Raw genomic sequence first — 18077 nt, 5'->3', positions numbered from 1 at the left:
TCAGTGAAGATCGGTGTAGCGTTATTACTGAACCTCTGACAGTAGAACTTCAGTGAAGACTGATAAACATCGCAGATATACATATATATTTTTATAAGTTTTAGCTCTTTCTCCTTGGGAATCATAATTAGAATAATGAGTGGTTTTATTCTTCTAACATACTGATTTTCAAGGAGATTAAGAAATAAATAAATGAGATAATTAATTGAATAATAACAATTTAACTAACTGAATCAGCTAGTGATTTCAACTACTGATTCGCATTATTAATAAAATTATTAAATATATAGATTCTTGATTTATATATTATTCATTTTAATACAATATTCAGAAAGAGGGATAAATAAAGCATCTACTAAATTCAAATCAAACAAATCTCCATTAATAAATAAATTTATTATCTTTGCCTCAAACAATAAAGAAGGACTAAGATGAAACAACATTTACTGAAAGAAATAGAAGCAGGAACCAAGAACGCTCTTCTCAAAAAGAAGATTATTACACATTATATATATAATGGTAGTTCTACTATTACAGATTTAGCAAAAGAACTGGATCTCAGTGTCCCGACTGTCACAAAATTCATTAGTGAAATGTGCGAAGAAGGATATATAAACGATTATGGCAAATTGGAGACGAGCGGAGGACGCTACCCCAGCTTATATGGACTAAATCCCGAATCCGGTTATTTTATAGGAGTAGATATTAAAAAGTTTGCCATTAATATAGGACTGATTAATTTCAAAGGCGATATGGTAGAATTAAAAATGAATATCCCTTTTAAATCAGAAAACACTTCACAAGCACTGGAAGAGTTATGCAAACTTATTCTGCAATTTATAAAGAAAGCAGATATAGATAATGATAAAATATTAAATATCAATATAAATGTGTCCGGCAGAGTCAACCCAGAATCTGGATATAGCTTCAGCCAATTTAATTTTGAAGAGAGACCCTTGGCGGAAGTATTAACTGAAAAAATCGGATTCCGGGTAACAATAGACAACGATACACGCGCTATGACTTACGGGGAATATATGAAAGGATGCGTAAAAGGGGAAAAAGACATTATTTTTGTAAACGTCAGTTGGGGATTAGGCATAGGTATTATCATTGATGGGAAAATATATACCGGAAAGTCCGGTTTTTCCGGAGAATTCGGGCATACAAATGTATTTGACAATGAAATCATCTGCCACTGTGGTAAAAAAGGATGCTTGGAAACGGAAGCATCAGGTTCAGCTCTTCATCGAATATTAATAGAACGCATCCAGAAAGGAGAAAGTTCTGTCCTATCCAACCGGATTTTAGCCAAAGAAAATCCTCTTACTTTGGATGAAATTATAGCTACCGTAAACAAGGAAGACCCACTCTGCATTGAAATTGTAGAAGAGATCGGACAAAAACTGGGAAAACAAATTGCAGGGCTAATTAATATATTCAATCCTGAACTGGTAATCATAGGCGGAACCCTATCTTTGACTGACGACTATATCACCCAGCCGATAAAAACAGCAGTACGCAAGTACTCGCTAAATCTAGTCAATAAAGATTCAGCCATTGCGACATCCAAGCTGAAAGACAAAGCCGGTATCATTGGCGCTTGTATGCTGGCACGCAGCCGGATGTTTGAAAGTTGAATTTATCTTCTGCGCTGAGAGAAAAAGTTATCTATAAAACGAACAATATAGACCACGACAACTCCTGCGACGACTAAAACAATAATGCGACTCAACATAAATTTCGTTTTTTATATTTCACATAAATTCCATGTAAAAAAGATACCACACTCATACGAAAGAGATTCTATAGAAAAACAAAACGCTGATTATTAGTCAAATAATCAGCGTTCTAATTTGAGAGCCGCTAGCCAGACTTGAACTGGCGACCTACGCGTTACGAATGCGTTGCTCTACCAACTGAGCTATAGCGGCGTTTGTCTCTCGTTTACGGCGTGCAAAATTACAGCTTTATTTGAGAAAACAAAAAGAATCCGATTATTTTTTGAGCTTATTTTTTAAATCAACTTTTGTTGACGTAATCTAAAACTTTTCTTTGCGCTCAAATTTCCCGTCCTCGGTATAATATTTCCATGTACCTTTCGGTTTATTATTTACATACTTTCCACGAAGTTTCAAGGTACCATCTTCATAATATTCACGGTAACGGCCGTGACGTTTCCCTTCTTTTACTTCCGCTTCACTCTTCAATGCGCCTTCCGGATAGAACTCCCGCAACACATTCCCTTCAAACTTTTCGACATAGAAACGTTTCAGTTCGCTCATCTGCTCTTTCTCGGTTTCAGCATCTTCGTTCATTTCCTTATCATCTTCATCAGTAGCAATAGCAACGGCAACCTCTTCCGGTTGATATGGGCTATAATCCATCACATACTGCAAAGAAGCCGAGTGATCCTCTCCTATAATCTGCATAGTCCAGTAAGGGAATGAATACAAAACGTCTTTGTTTGATTGTATTTCATTCCATGTGGCAGGATTCATCATCGGTTTCAACTGGGAATAAAACTTGCGCACATCTGTATATAAGAAAATAGTAGAACTTGATTTTAAATATGACAGTGCATTTTCAAAACCCGGATTATTTTTCAATAAATTCTTCTGCTCGTAATCTTCTACAAAAGAAAGTAAAGAAGCAGCTTTATTACTAAAAACTACATAATCGTCAACATAAGTATAGTATGGCTTCTCAAATTTATCAAATAGCTTCCCAAAAAACAAGCGGAAAAAGCCTTTCATCTCGATATAATTAATCTCGAAATCCTTATAATTAGCAGTCTTAATCTTAACCGGAGTACGTCGCTTAATCTTCTTTTCAATGAATTCCATGTTCTTACGGGCATCTTTAATACTTTTAGCCCTGATAGCCAGAATCAGTTCGGGATCATGCCCTAACAAACCTGGTTCGGATTGCGTAATAGCAAACTCTCCTGACATCCAACTCAAGAAGTTTTCTTCCAAAGATATACCGAATAACCCTTCTATCTTTTTCCGGGAACTTTGATAAGAATCATACAACTGTTTATTGTGAACCGACAGTGCATTCTCCAATTCCTTTACAAAAGTTACCGGACTATTGAAACCTATATTCGTATAAAGAGCTGTCCGCCCGGACAGAATCTCATGCGCTTTCATTTTATGTTTTCCCGAATTCAACAAAGCAGTGACATAAGGATCGGCAGAATCTTTTCTCAACGTATACCCTTTCACTTCCATCCGCTCCTTATCCGTATTTAGGTAAAGTCCGGCAAAATTCATAGAATTGCTAAACAGATCAATGTATTCGTTTCTTGCCCCCAGATAAATAGACATGAATTGAGGTACGCGCGCATAATTAATAAAGACTCTGACAAGCCCCTTACCGGAAACCAACTTCTCCGTTTCAATAAAAGACTGGTCAAGTCCGATTTTGGGTTTATTACGCGAATCAATAGCCGATTCGACAAGCCCGGACGTATAAGATCCTACCAAATGATTATCCACAAAAGCAATATAGAAAATATCCCTTGTTTCGGGATCACGCATTTCAAGGATATTAATGCCGTTATGCATCCGGTTGGTGACAGTAAAGCCACTCATGACCAATACGGTTTCCACCTGGTCTTTCAATAAATCCATTTTCGATGTTTTCTGCATATCCAGAATCAGCAGAAAATCCCACTTTGTGGCACGGGTCTTGTGAAGCGAAATAAGCATATCCCGTTCACCAACAAGCGACAACAACACTTTATTGCTTTTGACTACCGAATCGAGCTTCTCTACACTCTCCGTTACTTCCTCGAAAGATTTCGCTTTCTTCAGACATTGCCATGTTTCACTTCCACTAAACTTTTCCCAATCTTCAATCGGAGCCGATGATTGAATGATAAACGCAGCATCTTCGGGAACCAGATAGATTTGCTGAATATTACGATCAGGCGAAACAAATAAATAAACTACGGAATATACAACATATACCGCCAAAGCTAATGCAGCCACAACTAAAGTTCTCTTTACAATTTTCGAGGTACTTTTTTTCTTCTCCGGGCCTGCATATTGCTCTTCTTGCCCGCAATTTAATTCATTCATTATTGTTCTGTTATAAACTTGAGTGGACAAAGATACTAAAAAAACTATTCTGAATAAAACATAAACCATTGACTCGTATCGTAAATATGTACTAACTTTACAGCATGAAAAAGAAATTCCAACTCGAAGTTCCGGGAGGAGCCGATAAAGTCTTGCTTCATACTTGTTGTGCTCCTTGTTCATCAGCCATTATTGAATGTATGATGCAACATCATATCACCCCCGTTATTTATTATTGCAATCCTAATATTTATCCGCAGGAAGAGTATATTATAAGAAAAGAAGAATGTACGCGCTATGCCCAATCATTGGGATTGGAGATCATAGATGCTGATTACGATCATGAAAACTGGCGATGTCACATAATAGGAATGGAGCAGGAACCTGAAAGAGGAGGACGTTGCCTGCGTTGTTTTAAACTGCGTTTATTGGAGACAGCCCGTTACGCACACGAACATGGTTTCTCTGTAATTACCACGACACTTGCCTCCAGCCGTTGGAAAAGTCTGGAGCAGATCAATGAAGCCGGACAATATGCTACCGCCTTTTACCCGGATGTCACATACTGGGAACAGAATTGGCGGAAAGGGGGACTTAGCGAACGACGTATTGCCATCATTAAAGAATATAACTTTTACAACCAACAATATTGCGGTTGCGAATTCAGCATGAGAAAAGAAGAATAAAACAAACCTGTCATCACCAGCCAATCAATGAATCGAAATAAAAAAGGTAAAAACAGAAAACTATTCAAAAAGAAATCACACTCTAATAATAGATTAGGATGTATCATCGCCATTATTGTGCTCATTCCTATTCTTTTTGGTGTTTATTTGTATTGCCAGCAGATTAATATCCAGAAAAATAACGAACTGCAAACTGATACTTCCTTTCAGATTCCACCCGGCAAAGATCTGGAGACACCTATATCACTAGTTCCCCGGCAAGAACAAATCATCCGGCATAGCGGATATACGGTATCATACAACAAAGATTTAAAAATCCCCAACTGGGTTTCTTACGAATTAACCAGGGAAGAAACCAAAGGAAAAGAAAAAAGAGGTAATCGTTTTATTGCCGATCCATTAGTGACAGGGCCGACTGCAACGAATACCGACTATACCCGTTCAGGATATGACAAAGGTCATATGGCTCCCGCAGCAGATATGAAATGGAGTCCTGAAGCCATGAAAGAATCATTTTATTTCAGCAATATGTGTCCGCAACATCCACAACTAAACAGAAGAGGATGGAAAAATCTGGAAGAAAAGATCCGGAATTGGGCCATAGCAGACAGCGCCATCATTATTATATGTGGCCCTATTATTGAAAAACATCCCAAAACAATCGGAAAGAATAAAGTCGTAGTACCTCAAAAGTTTTTTAAAGTAGTCCTTTCTCCTTTTGTCAAGCCGATGCGAGCTATCGGTTTCTTATTCAATAATGAGCAGGCAGTAGAACCTCTATCATCCTATGCGGTAACAATAGATAGCATCGAGAACCTGACTAACATGGATTTCTTCGCACCTCTGCCCGATGAGATAGAAAACAAAATAGAAGCAGACATTAATTACTCTCTGTGGCCTAATTAAGTAGCAAAACTCGTTTCTCTGAAATGAATTCATTTCCTTGTGCCAATGGCATTCTAGTTACAAACAGACTCTCACTTCAATAAAAGGGAGTTGTTGTATTACTCTCAAGGTTTCCCATTGTAACGTCAAGAGATTGTCTTATTCCCACATATTGTGGGAAAGTATTCTCTTATTTTATGAGAAAACATTCCCATATATTGCGGGAAAATAGTCCCACAATATATGGGAATAATGGAACTACTCTGGAAACAAAAAGATAATCACAATGAAAACAAAGAGACACAATAAGCAGCTGAATAAATCAAGCAAGGCAGACGTAACGTGAAAGAATGAATTCACAATCGCACCGAAAGAAATATACTTTTGATGTAGTCGCCTTATGATTCATCCTAAAAAGAGAACACTCCTATCCAAATTCTTTTTATCTTTGACGAACTTTTTAAATACACCTCAAAAGATGAAGAAAAAAAAGAGAAATATTCTACTATCAATTCTAATCGGAGCATTCCTCCTTTGTGCAGTTGCCGGAGGCACCTTTTATTATTATCTGTTTGCCCCCCAATTTCACCCATCTAAAACCGTATATATTTATGTAGACCGGGATGATACTGCCGATTCTATCTACCATAAAATAAAAGAATTCGGGCATGTCAATAAGTTCACCGGATTCCAGTGGATGGCAAAATACAAGGATTTCAATCAGAATATCCACACCGGTCGTTATGCCATTCGCCCCAATGACAACGTCTATCATGTATATAGCCGTTTTTCCAGAGGTTATCAGGAACCTATGAACCTTACTATCGGAAGCGTCCGGACATTAGACCGATTGGCGCGAAGCATCGGCAAGCAGCTCATGATAGACTCTGCCGAAATCGCAAGCCAACTGTTCGACTCTACTTTCCTAGCTCAAATGGGATATACCAGTATAACACTCCCCAGCCTTTTCATACCGGAAACCTATCAGGTATATTGGGATATGAGCGTAGACGAATTCTTTAAACGAATAAAGGACGAACACAAACGCTTCTGGAATAAAGATCGCCTGTCACAAGCTACCGCCATCGGCATGACACCGGAAGAAGTCAGCACACTTGCTTCCATCGTTGAAGAAGAGACCAACAACAACGAAGAAAAGCCAATGGTAGCCGGATTGTATATCAACCGGTTACATCAAGATATGCCCTTACAAGCAGATCCCACCATCAAATTTGCCCTGCAGGATTTTGGCCTGCGCCGAATTACCAACGAGCATTTAAAAGTCAATTCTCCCTACAATACCTATATAAATACCGGATTACCTCCAGGACCCATCCGTATCCCCTCTAAAAAGGGAATAGACAGCGTGTTGAACTATACCAAACATAACTATATCTACATGTGCGCCAAAGAAGATTTTTCCGGTACTCACAACTTTGCCTCCAATTACGCCGACCACATGGCAAATGCAAGAAAATACTGGAAAGCCCTGAATGAAAGAAAGATTTTCAAGTAAATTTGTGATAAAACGAACGGAAAAGCCTATCTTTGCCCGATAGATTAACAAACTGTGATCAACACTAAATAAAAGAAATAGATATGAGCAAGCAACTCTTACTTGGCGATGAAGCCATTGCACAAGCTGCACTGGATGCCGGACTTTCGGGTGTTTATGCCTATCCGGGTACTCCTTCAACTGAAATTACGGAATATATTCAAATGGCCCCTATAACGACCGAACAGAATATACACAACCGTTGGTGTGCCAATGAAAAAACAGCGATGGAAGCTGCGTTGGGTATGTCTTTCGTAGGTAAACGGGCATTAGTTTGTATGAAGCACGTAGGTATGAATGTAGCTGCCGACTGTTTCGTCAACTCTGCCATCACAGGCGTGAAAGGCGGATTGATTGTGATAGCCGCAGACGACCCCAGTATGCACTCCTCGCAGAACGAACAGGACAGCCGTTTCTACGGAGACTTCTCACTGATACCGATGTACGAACCAAGCAATCAGCAGGAAGCGTATGATATGGTATACAGTGGTTTCGAATTCTCTGAAAAAGTAGGCGAACCGATCCTGATGCGTATGGTAACCCGCCTGGCACACTCCCGTTCAGGAGTAGAACGTAAAGAGCAAAAGCCGCAGAACAGCATCTCTTTCAGCGAAGATCCGCGTCAGTTCATCTTGTTGCCGGGAAATGCCCGCAAACGCTACAAAGTATTGCTTGCCCGCCAAGACGAATTTATCAAAGCTTCAGAAGAATCGCCCTATAATAAATATACAGACGGTCCTAACAAAAAGCTGGGAATCGTAGCTTGTGGTATCGGTTACAATTATCTGATGGAAAACTATCCGGAAGGTTGCGAATATCCGGTACTCAAGATCGGCCAATATCCATTGCCTAAAAAACAATTGCATCAATTGATCGAGTCTTGTGACGAAATCCTAGTTCTGGAAGACGGACAACCCTGTGTAGAAAAACAATTGAAAGGTTATCTGGGTATCGGCGTTAAAGTAAAAGGACGCCTCGACGGTACTCTGTCACAGGACGGAGAGTTAAATCCGGACTCTGTAGCCCGTGCCGTAGGTAAAGAGAATAAATCGGAATTCGGTATTCCTTCTGTTGTAGAAATGCGCCCGCCTGCACTTTGCGAAGGCTGCGGACACCGCGATATGTATATCACGCTGACCGAAGTTCTGAAAGAAGAATATCCATCTCATAAAGTATTCAGCGATATCGGCTGTTATACATTAGGTGCAAATGCTCCTTTCAATGCAATTAATTCATGCGTGGATATGGGTGCTTCCATTACGATGGCAAAAGGTGCCGCTGACGGAGGTCTTTTCCCGGCTGTAGCTGTCATCGGCGACTCAACGTTCACCCATTCCGGAATGACCGGACTGTTAGATTGCGTGAACGAGAACGCCAGTGTAACCATCGTCATCTCCGACAATGAAACCACCGCCATGACAGGTGGACAGGATTCTGCCGGAACCGGACGCATCGAAGCGATCTGTGCAGGTATCGGAGTAGATCCGGCCCATATCCGTGTAGTTACTCCATTGAAGAAGAACTATGAGGAAATGAAGCAAATCATTCGCGAAGAAATCGAATATCGTGGTGTATCTGTCATTATCCCACGCAGAGAGTGTATCCAGACATTAGCACGCAAAAAAAGAAGTAAGTAAGCCATGAAAAAAGACATTATATTATCAGGAGTCGGCGGACAGGGAATTCTGTCCATTGCCACAGTAATCGGCAAAGCTGCCTTGAAAGAAGGATTATACATGAAACAAGCGGAAGTACACGGAATGAGCCAACGCGGAGGAGATGTCCAATCCAATCTCCGCATCAGCGACCAGCCGATTGCTTCAGACCTGATCCCATCAGGCAAATGTGATCTCATCATCTCATTGGAACCGATGGAAGGATTGCGTTACCTCCCCTACCTTAGCCCTACCGGCTGGTTGGTGACTAACGAAACTCCGTTTGTCAACATCCCCAATTATCCGGAAACAGACAAAGTGATGGCAGAAATCAACAAACTGCCTCATAAGATAGTATTGAACGTAGACAAAGTGGCAAAAGAAGTAGGCTCCGCCCGCGTTGCCAACATTGTCTTACTGGGAGCAACAATCCCATTCCTGGGCATTGATTACGAAAAAGTGCAAGACAGCATCCGCGAAATCTTCCTGCGTAAGGGAGAAGCAATTGTAGAAATGAATCTTAAAGCATTGGCAGCCGGCAAAGAAATTGCGGAAAAGCTGATGCAATAAAAGGCATTACCATGAGTACACAATACTGGGAAGAAGAATTAGAAACCATGAGCCGGGAGAAGTTGCAGGAATTGCAGCTTCAACGGCTTAAAAAAACAATTAATATAGCTGCGAACGCTCCATATTACAAAGAAGTTTTCAGCAAACATGGCATCACAGCAGATAGCATACAGTCATTGGATGATATCCGCAAAGTACCTTTTACTACCAAATCTGACATGCGCGCCCACTACCCGTTCGGACTGGTGGCAGGTGATATGAGCAATGATGGTGTACGTATTCACTCTTCCAGTGGTACCACCGGAAACCCGACTGTTATCGTTCACTCACAGCACGACCTCGATTCCTGGGCCAACCTGGTAGCCCGCTGTCTGTATGCAGTAGGAATACGCAAGACTGACGTTTTCCAAAACAGCTCCGGATATGGTATGTTTACAGGAGGTTTGGGCTTCCAATACGGTGCAGAACGCTTGGGCTGCCTGACAGTCCCTGCCGCTGCAGGAAACAGTAAACGACAGATTAAATTCATCAACGACTTTAAGACTACCGCTTTACATGCTATCCCCAGCTATGCCATCCGCCTTGCAGAAGTCTTCCAGGAAGAAGGACTCGATCCCAAAGGAACCACACTGAAAACCCTGGTTATCGGCGCCGAACCCCATACCGACGAACAACGCCGGAAAATAGAAAAAATGCTGGGTGTAAAAGCCTACAACAGCTTCGGCATGACAGAAATGAACGGTCCCGGTGTTGCCTTCGAATGTAAGGAACAGAATGGAATGCACTTCTGGGAAGACTGTTATCTGGTAGAAATTATCGATCCGGAAACAGGCGAACCTGTTCCGGAAGGAGAAATCGGAGAATTAGTACTTACGACTCTTGATCGTGAAATGATGCCGTTAATCCGCTATCGTACCCGCGATTTAACCCGTATTCTTCCCGGAAAATGCCCATGCGGCCGTACCCATATCCGTATCGACCGTATCAAAGGCCGCAGCGACGATATGTTCATTATCAAGGGAGTAAACATCTTCCCGATGCAGGTAGAAAAGATTCTCGTACAATTCCCCGAATTAGGCAGCAACTACCTGATTACGCTGGAAACTGTCAACAACCAAGACGAGATGATCGTCGAAGTAGAATTAAGCGACCTTTCTACCGACAATTATATTGAACTGGAGAAGATCCGCAAGGATATTACCCGCCAATTGAAGGATGAAATATTGGTGACTCCTAAAGTTAAACTGGTAAAGAAAGGCTCTCTCCCGCAAAGCGAAGGAAAAGCCGTCCGGGTGAAAGACTTAAGAGACAACAAGTAACGATTCAAATATCCATGTGCTAATATACCAACCGCCGTTTTCACCATGCGGAATGGAATATTAGCACATTATTAATTAATATCATACAGCATGCAATTACTTAAAAAAAGAATTCTGCAAGACGGAAAATGCTACGAAGGAGGTATCCTGAAAGTAGACGGTTTTATTAATCATCAAATGGACCCTGTCCTGATGAAATCAATCGGAGTCGAGTTTGTCCGTCGTTTTGCAGCCACAAACGTAAATAAGATTATGACAATCGAAGCCAGCGGCATCGCCCCGGCTATCATGACAGGCTACCTGATGGATTTACCAGTTGTATTTGCAAAGAAGAAGTCTCCTAAAACCATTCAGAATGCGCTAAGCACCACTGTGCACTCATTCACTAAAGATCGTGATTATGAAGTCGTTATCAGTGCCGATTTCCTCACTCCAAATGACAATGTTCTTTTCGTGGATGACTTCCTCGCGTATGGCAATGCCGCATTAGGCATTATCGACCTCATCAAGCAATCCGGAGCAAACTTGGTAGGAATGGGATTCATTATTGAAAAAGCCTTCCAAAATGGGCGTAAAAAACTTGAGGAGCAAGGCGTCAGAGTAGAAAGCCTAGCTATCATTGAAGATTTATCCAATTGCTGCATTAAAATCAAAGACGAGTAGATTGATTGGCAAGTAGATTAATTAGGATTGAAATACTGCCCTTTATCTTTCGTTCTTTTCCCATATTGCACCGCATGCTGCGGACAAACATGATAACATGCCAGGCATGAGGTGCAATCCATCCCCCAAACAGGCTTTCTGCCCATCATCATAATATTCCCTACCGGACAACTCTTCTCACAACGCTTACATCCAATACAAGCATCCGTAGTATAAAAATTCCCGGGAGACATCTGAAAGCGATTAAATAAAGGATTGATAATCCTCGTCTTAATAAAAGGAATACTCCCTTCATGACAAAGAAACAACTCCTCTCTCCTACTTATCGAAGCATTTATTTGATTGACAGCCGGAATAGCATCTGCCAGTTTTTTCTCCTCCAGCCCTTTCTTATCTACGTCAAAACCGGGAAGCAATACATAATTATTGGGCATAGTCACAGAAAAGCCTGCATGACACTTCCAGCCTTTATGATTCAAAGCCTTCTCCAGCACCTGCTGCGTAAGCCCGGTATCATCCCCACAGGAACAAACAAAAAACAAATATTGTCTTTTATACCCCTTTAAAGAGAGTTGCCGAATAAAATTAAGTACGATTGCAGGAGGTGCCCACGAATAGATAGGAAATACAAAACCGATCTTTTCATCTTTCCGCAAACAAAACTCAAACGTTCTGTTCTTTAACGCATCGGGAATAAAAACCAATTCTTCTTTTTGCTCTTTGGAAAGCTGATTTGCAATCCATTTAGAATTGCCTGTACCGGAGAAATAGAATATCATAGAAAAGTATATAAAAAAGCCGCATCGACGATGTGATGAAACTCTGATAGAACAAGATTTGAGCGCTCGCCCTCTTTGTAATCCACCGGCTTAAAGCTGTCCCGAAGGATGTGGCCCGCCATTGAAGAACGAAGCTTTCTCGGTGCATCAGATTAATTTGAAGAGTTTCCCGATCCAGTCGATACGGCTAATATTTTTGTATCACAAATGTAATAAGAATACATGAAACTAACAAGAAAAAAAAGGATTTTGTTTGCCAACTAACATTTTTTTTATTCCCTTTCATCTGCCTAACAAAAGAAAAGTGCCAGTTACTAGCTTAGTAACTGACACTTTGTAACTCGTAAACTATTGATGCTTAAGCAGCTTTTGCTTTTGCAACTACAGCTTTGAAAGCTTCCGGGTGATTCATAGCTAAATCAGCCAAAACCTTACGGTTTATTTCAATACCGGCTTTGTGCAGACCGCCCATCAATTTAGAATAAGACATTCCTTCAAGACGTGCAGCAGCGTTGATACGTTGTATCCAAAGAGCGCGGAAGTTTCTTTTCTTATTTCTACGGTCACGGAACGCGTAAGTCAAACCCTTTTCCCAAGTGTTTTTAGCTACGGTCCATACATTCTTTCTTGCACCAAAGTAACCTCTGGTTAATTTCAAAATTTTCTTTCTTCTTGCTTTTGAAGCAACATGATTTACTGATCTTGGCATAGTTTTACTTTTTTTGAATGTTAGCGCCGCTACTTCACGCAGCGAACTTCAGGCTAATGCATTCGGTTAATACTTTAATAATACTTTTACGCTTTTGATTACTTCATTGCTAAGAGTTCCTTAACCTGGCTTACATTTGTTGTATCAACAGTTGTAGAGTAGCACAGATTTCTTTTTCTCTTCTTAGTTTTCTTAGTCAAAATGTGACTGTGAAAAGCGTGCTTTCTTTTGATTTTACCTGTTCCGGTAAGGGTAAACCTTTTTTTAGAACCGGAGTTAGTCTTCATCTTTGGCATCTTACTTGTTTTTAAATTATTAAATATATAATGGCAACGCACTATACCTGCGCGTTACGCATCCTTTCTTATTCTTCGCCCGTTTCCGGCTTCTCTGCTTTTTGTGCAGGAGCAGCAGGTTTCGGTGTTCCAGCTGTTGCCGGCTTTTTAGAAGCTTCTTTCTTTTTCGGAGAAAGCTGAATAGTCATGCGCTTACCTTCCAGTATCGGCATTTGATCTACTTTAGCGTAGTCTTCCAAGTCATTTGCAAAACGAAGCAAAAGCACTTCACCTTGCTCCTTGAAAAGGATGGAGCGACCTTTAAAGAATACATAAGCCTTCACCTTATCGCCATCTTCCAAAAATCCTTTAGCATGCTTCAACTTAAAGTTGTAATCATGGTCGTCTGTCTGGGGTCCGAAACGGATTTCCTTCACATTAACCTTAACCTGCTTCGCTTTCTGTTCCTTCTGGCGTTTCTTTAATTGATAAAGAAATTTAGAATAATCAATAATACGACAAACAGGGGGTTGAGCATTAGGAGAAATTTCCACTAAATCCAATTCTCTCTCTTCAGCCATTTTCAGAGCCTGAAAGATTGGATATACTTTCGGTTCAATATCATCGCTTACTATGCGAACTTCCTTGGCACGAATCTGTTCATTGATTCTGTATTGCCCTTTTAGAGTGTCATTCTTCATTAAAAACGTATACTTCCTAGTTTGATCTTTTTATTGTTATACTAAATATTTTATTCTGAAACGGCTGCAAAGTTACCATTTATTTATCATATTCTGAACTTCTTCGTTCAAAATTTTAGCAAATTCTTCAAATTTCATGGTTCCTTTGTCACCTTCGCCTTGTCTACGAACAGAAACTTCTCCATTTTCTGCTTCTTTTTCGCCGACAATCAGCATATAAGGAATACGTTTCATCTCATTATCACGAATCTTACGGCCGATCTTCTCGTTACGATCATCTACAATCGCACGGATTTCGTGTATCTTCAGATACATCTTCACCTGCTCTGCATATTCATTGAACTTCTCACTGATTGGCAGAATAACGACCTGTTCCGGTGTCAGCCACAATGGGAATTTACCCGCAGTATGTTCAATCAGTACGGCAACAAAACGTTCCATTGATCCGAACGGAGCACGGTGAATCATTACCGGGCGATGCTTCTGATTGTCAGAACCCATATATTCAAGTTCAAAACGTTCCGGCAAGTTGTAGTCAACCTGAATCGTACCCAGCTGCCAACGACGACCGATAGCGTCTTTCACCATAAAGTCAAGTTTAGGACCATAGAAAGCTGCTTCTCCATACTCAATCTTAGCAGGCAATCCTTTTTCCGCACAAGCCTCGATAATAGCCTGTTCAGCCTTTTCCCAGTTATCATCGCTACCGATGTACTTTTCACGGTTCACTTTATCACGCAAGGATATCTGTGCTTCAAAATTCTGGAAATCCATAGAACGGAACACGATAGATATGATATCCATCACACGAAGGAATTCATCTTTCACTTGTTCCGGACGGCAGAAGATATGCGCATCATCCTGTGTAAAGCTACGTACACGAGTTAAACCGTGTAACTCACCACTTTGTTCATAACGACAAACCGTACCAAATTCTGCAATACGCAATGGAAGGTCCTTATATGAACGTGGGAAGTTCTTGTAAATTTCACAGTGGTGAGGGCAGTTCATTGGTTTCAAGAAATACTCTTCACCCTCTTCCGGAGTATGAATAGGCTGGAATGCATCCTTACCATATTTTGCATAGTGACCTGAAGTCACATACAGCAATTTATTACCAATTGGCGGAGTGATTACTTCCTGATAATCGTAACGTGTCTGAATACGACGCAAGAACTCTTGCAGACGCAGACGCAATGCAGTACCTTTCGGCAACCACATAGGAAGTCCCTTACCTACAGTTTCGGAGAACATAAACAACTGCATCTCCTTACCGATCTTACGGTGGTCACGCTTCTTCGCTTCTTCCAGCAATACCAAATATTCATCCAGCATTTTCTTCTTCGGGAACGTGATACCATAAATACGAGTCAGCATCTTACGATCTTCATGACCACGCCAGTAAGCACCAGCCACTGAAGTCAACTTGATAGCCTTGATCGGAGCAGTCGTCATCAAGTGAGGACCACGACAAAGGTCAGTAAATGCACCCTGGGTATAAGTTGTAATGTGTCCGTCTTCCAGTTCAGAGATCAATTCACATTTGTATGTTTCGCCACGATCGCCAAACATTTTCAGAGCATCTGTCTTTGCGATGCTTTTTCTGACTACCTCTTCTTTCTTTGCAGCCAGTTCCAACATTTTAGCTTCAATGGCTGGAAGGTCGCTTTCTTTAATCACAGCTTCACCCGGATCCACATCATAGTAGAATCCGTTCTCGATAGCCGGTCCGATACCAAACTGGATACCCGGATAAAGTTCCTGCAAAGCTTCCGCCAGCAAGTGTGCACTTGTATGCCAAAACGCATGTTTACCTTCTTCATCATCCCATTTATAAAGAACAAAATTAGCATCTTCATTAATAGGACGTCCTAAATCATAAGTCTCGCCGTTCACTCCACATGCCAGCACTTCCTGTGCCAGACGCGAACTGATACTTTCAGCAATCTGTAAACCGTTCACTCCTTCGTTATACTCACGAACGGAGCCATCGGGAAATGTTATCTTTATCATAATATGATGATGTTATATTTTCATAATTTGAACGCAAAAGTAACTAAATCTTTTGAGTTTTCTATTTTTTATCAAAAAAATGTTATTCCGATTGATCCGTAAAACGTTTGATAACATTATAAGCAGAAACAATCCCCAACTCACCGGCTTTACTCAAATCTGAAATACCTAGTTTATTATTTCCTAAGAAAATATGAGTCAGTCCACGGTTAAAATAAGCGTCCGCAAAATCAGGATTCAGCTCGATCGCCTTATCATAGTCGATAATTGCAGCCCGGTAATCTTTCAACATGGCAGAAACATTGGCACGATTATAATATGCATATACAAAGTCCGGAGCCAGATTTATCACCTTATCCAAATCTTTTCTCACCACCTCATAATCTACCGCGGTAATCTCTTTACGCTTATTATCGCCAGGAACAACATCTGTTTCGACAGCTTGTTCAGCCTTCTGATATTCCAACTGTTTACAACGAATCAATGCACGCATAAAATATGCCGGGAAGAAATCACCATCCAGCAAGATGGTCTGAGTCAAATCAGAAACCGCACTCGAGAAGTCCTGCACCAAATAAAAATCAATTGCACGGGCAAAACGTTTTGAGGCATTCTTTTCATCTTCCACAATAGCCGATGTATGTGTATCGATCAAGGCAAAATGCACTTTCACCTGTTCTTCCGTCAACGGAGCTTCCATATTCGTGATGCGAAGACGTTTCGGAAGTATACCTGTACGGTTTAAATCCTCAATATATTTGTGAAAGTTCACCGAACGCTTCACGTCACTCATCTTCTCATAATAAGTCAAAGCGAACATCGGTTCCAGTTTTATATTTACGTTCTTATCCTGCACACGTCCACGATAATCACTTGTATAGCGTTGTTCAGCTTCGGAATCATCGGCAATCACTATCTTACGATAGTTATTCATATTCTTATCTGATTTCTTACGGGTCTTCTCTCCGCCTTCCTCTTCGTTTTCCTTATCCTTATTCTGTGCTACATCTTTATTCGTCACACCGTTCTGCTTATCTATTTGAGCTTTCATGACTTTAAACTCGTCCTGCTCCGCTCCTTTCTTGTCGCCAATCTTTCTGCGAGCTTCCGAACGCTGGTAATATCCGGCAAGGAAGTTCGGATACTGGTTGATAACAGTTGTGTAATCTTGTATTGCCCCGCGATAATCACCCGTTTGGGCACGTAGCAATCCACGGTTAAAGACAGCCATCATATTATCCGGCTCCATCTTGATGACAAAGTCAAAATCTTCAATAGCCCGGTTGTCATCTCCTACCCGAGCACGCAACAAACCACGGTTATAATGACCGATAAAGTTATTCGGATCAATATCCAACGCCAGATCATAATCGCTCATAGCGCCTCTCAAATTATTCTGATGAAAGCGTGCCAATGCACGGTTTATATAATTTCCCGCATTCTTAGCGCTCAAAGGAATAGCACGGTTGAAATCCGCTTCAGCTTCCGCATACTTAGCCTGCTGTAATTTAACGATCGCTCTTGCAGACCATGCGTCCGGATCATATTTATCCAGTTCAAGAGCCTTATTGAAGTCGTTCAAGGCAGCAATCGTATCTTTCTGTTGCAAGGACACTTCCCCCCTCATCAAATAAGCGCGGGTATAACGCGGAGACACTTTCAGCAAACTTTCCAAATCCTCTTTCGCAGCATCATAATCTTTCTTCTGGATATGAGATAATGTCAGGTTATGCCATAAGGTAATATTCTCCGGATCATAATGCAATGCTTTCTTGTAATCTTCAATCGCTCCATCAAATTTACTCTGACGAATCCTTGCCAAACCACGAATCTGATAAGCACCCACCACAAACGGATTGCGTTGGATAGCTGCATCACAGTCTGTTTCAGCACCCTGGAAATCCTCCAGGTTTAGTTTTGCCAATGCCCTGAAGAAATAGGGCTCATACAGATAAGGTTTAGCGTTAATAACCTGGTTAAAGTACTGAATAGAAAGTACATAGTCCTCAAAATAAAGAGCGTTTCGGGCAATAGTCATCACCCGATCCGTATTTATCTGAGCACACACCAGCGTTGGGAACAGTAATAAAACTGTTAAGATTCTTTTTACCATTGATATTTTATGCTTGTAAACGAAGCAAAAATAATGCTTTTCGCTTACTTAACAGGGATATAAACGTTT

At 40.9% G+C, this 18077-nt stretch carries 15 protein-coding genes and 1 tRNA gene; 8 read left to right on the top strand and 8 right to left on the bottom strand.

Features of this window, described 5'->3' with window-relative positions; translation table 11 throughout:
- Positions 1–431: 431 nt before the first annotated feature.
- Entirely contained in the window at positions 432–1640 is a 1209-nt protein-coding gene (locus HMPREF0106_RS18000) for an ROK family transcriptional regulator (protein ID WP_009039358.1), read from the top strand.
- Positions 1641–1861: 221 nt separating this feature from the next.
- On the opposite strand, the gene HMPREF0106_RS18005 is transcribed toward HMPREF0106_RS18000, so the two are convergent.
- Positions 1862–1934: transfer RNA gene (locus tag HMPREF0106_RS18005), tRNA-Thr, on the bottom strand.
- 108 nt (positions 1935–2042) lie between these two features.
- The gene (locus tag HMPREF0106_RS18010) at positions 2043–4085 is read right to left on the bottom strand and encodes a DUF3352 domain-containing protein (RefSeq protein WP_009039357.1); all 2043 of its coding nucleotides are present in this window, start codon (positions 4083–4085) and stop codon (positions 2043–2045) included.
- A gap of 104 nt (positions 4086–4189) precedes the next feature.
- On the opposite strand from HMPREF0106_RS18010, the gene HMPREF0106_RS18015 reads away from it, so the two are divergent.
- The 7 genes from HMPREF0106_RS18015 to xpt all read left to right on the top strand — a co-directional run bounded on the left by HMPREF0106_RS18015 (position 4190) and on the right by xpt (position 11418).
- Positions 4190–4771, top strand: a complete 582-nt coding sequence (locus HMPREF0106_RS18015; protein WP_009039356.1) for an epoxyqueuosine reductase QueH — start codon at positions 4190–4192, stop codon at positions 4769–4771.
- A 27-nt stretch (positions 4772–4798) separates the two neighbouring features.
- Positions 4799–5677 carry a DNA/RNA non-specific endonuclease gene (locus tag HMPREF0106_RS18020; protein ID WP_009039355.1) on the top strand — a complete coding sequence of 293 codons (879 nt, stop codon included), beginning with the start codon at positions 4799–4801 and terminating at the stop codon, positions 5675–5677.
- A 457-nt stretch (positions 5678–6134) separates the two neighbouring features.
- Entirely contained in the window at positions 6135–7172 is a 1038-nt protein-coding gene (gene mltG, locus HMPREF0106_RS18025; protein ID WP_009039354.1) for an endolytic transglycosylase MltG, read from the top strand.
- 83 nt (positions 7173–7255) lie between these two features.
- On the top strand, positions 7256–8848 hold the full coding sequence (locus HMPREF0106_RS18030) for a thiamine pyrophosphate-dependent enzyme (protein WP_009039353.1): 1593 nt from the start codon (positions 7256–7258) through the stop codon (positions 8846–8848).
- A gap of 3 nt (positions 8849–8851) precedes the next feature.
- Positions 8852–9436, top strand: a complete 585-nt coding sequence (locus HMPREF0106_RS18035) for an indolepyruvate oxidoreductase subunit beta (protein WP_004311458.1) — start codon at positions 8852–8854, stop codon at positions 9434–9436.
- Between the two features lie 11 nt (positions 9437–9447).
- On the top strand, positions 9448–10755 hold the full coding sequence (locus HMPREF0106_RS18040; protein WP_008774846.1) for a phenylacetate--CoA ligase: 1308 nt from the start codon (positions 9448–9450) through the stop codon (positions 10753–10755).
- Between the two features lie 90 nt (positions 10756–10845).
- Positions 10846–11418, top strand: coding sequence for a xanthine phosphoribosyltransferase (gene xpt / locus HMPREF0106_RS18045; RefSeq protein WP_004311456.1), 573 nt, complete (start codon positions 10846–10848; stop codon positions 11416–11418).
- A 17-nt stretch (positions 11419–11435) separates the two neighbouring features.
- Here xpt and HMPREF0106_RS18050 read toward each other — a convergent pair whose 3' ends face one another.
- The 6 genes from HMPREF0106_RS18050 to HMPREF0106_RS18075 all read right to left on the bottom strand — a co-directional run bounded on the left by HMPREF0106_RS18050 (position 11436) and on the right by HMPREF0106_RS18075 (position 18008).
- Positions 11436–12197 carry an EFR1 family ferrodoxin gene (locus HMPREF0106_RS18050; protein WP_009039352.1) on the bottom strand — a complete coding sequence of 254 codons (762 nt, stop codon included), beginning with the start codon at positions 12195–12197 and terminating at the stop codon, positions 11436–11438.
- Between the two features lie 358 nt (positions 12198–12555).
- Positions 12556–12906, bottom strand: a complete 351-nt coding sequence (rplT, locus tag HMPREF0106_RS18055) for a 50S ribosomal protein L20 (protein WP_004297540.1) — start codon at positions 12904–12906, stop codon at positions 12556–12558.
- Between the two features lie 98 nt (positions 12907–13004).
- Entirely contained in the window at positions 13005–13202 is a 198-nt protein-coding gene (gene rpmI, locus HMPREF0106_RS18060) for a 50S ribosomal protein L35 (RefSeq protein ID WP_004326827.1), read from the bottom strand.
- Positions 13203–13270: 68 nt separating this feature from the next.
- Positions 13271–13882, bottom strand: a complete 612-nt coding sequence (gene infC, locus HMPREF0106_RS18065; protein ID WP_008021991.1) for a translation initiation factor IF-3 — start codon at positions 13880–13882, stop codon at positions 13271–13273.
- Positions 13883–13954: 72 nt separating this feature from the next.
- Positions 13955–15895 (bottom strand): threonine--tRNA ligase, encoded by a 1941-nt coding sequence (gene thrS, locus HMPREF0106_RS18070; protein ID WP_004311453.1) that lies wholly within the window; start codon positions 15893–15895, stop codon positions 13955–13957.
- A gap of 82 nt (positions 15896–15977) precedes the next feature.
- On the bottom strand, positions 15978–18008 hold the full coding sequence (locus tag HMPREF0106_RS18075) for a tetratricopeptide repeat protein (protein ID WP_009039351.1): 2031 nt from the start codon (positions 18006–18008) through the stop codon (positions 15978–15980).
- Between the last annotated feature and the right edge of the window lie 69 nt (positions 18009–18077).

It is taken from the genome of Bacteroides sp. D22 (assembly GCF_000163675.1).
GTDB classification, from domain to species: Bacteria; Bacteroidota; Bacteroidia; order Bacteroidales; family Bacteroidaceae; genus Bacteroides; species Bacteroides xylanisolvens.
Note: the sequence above shows the minus strand (reverse complement) of the source record. Positions and strands in the feature narration are given on the sequence as shown.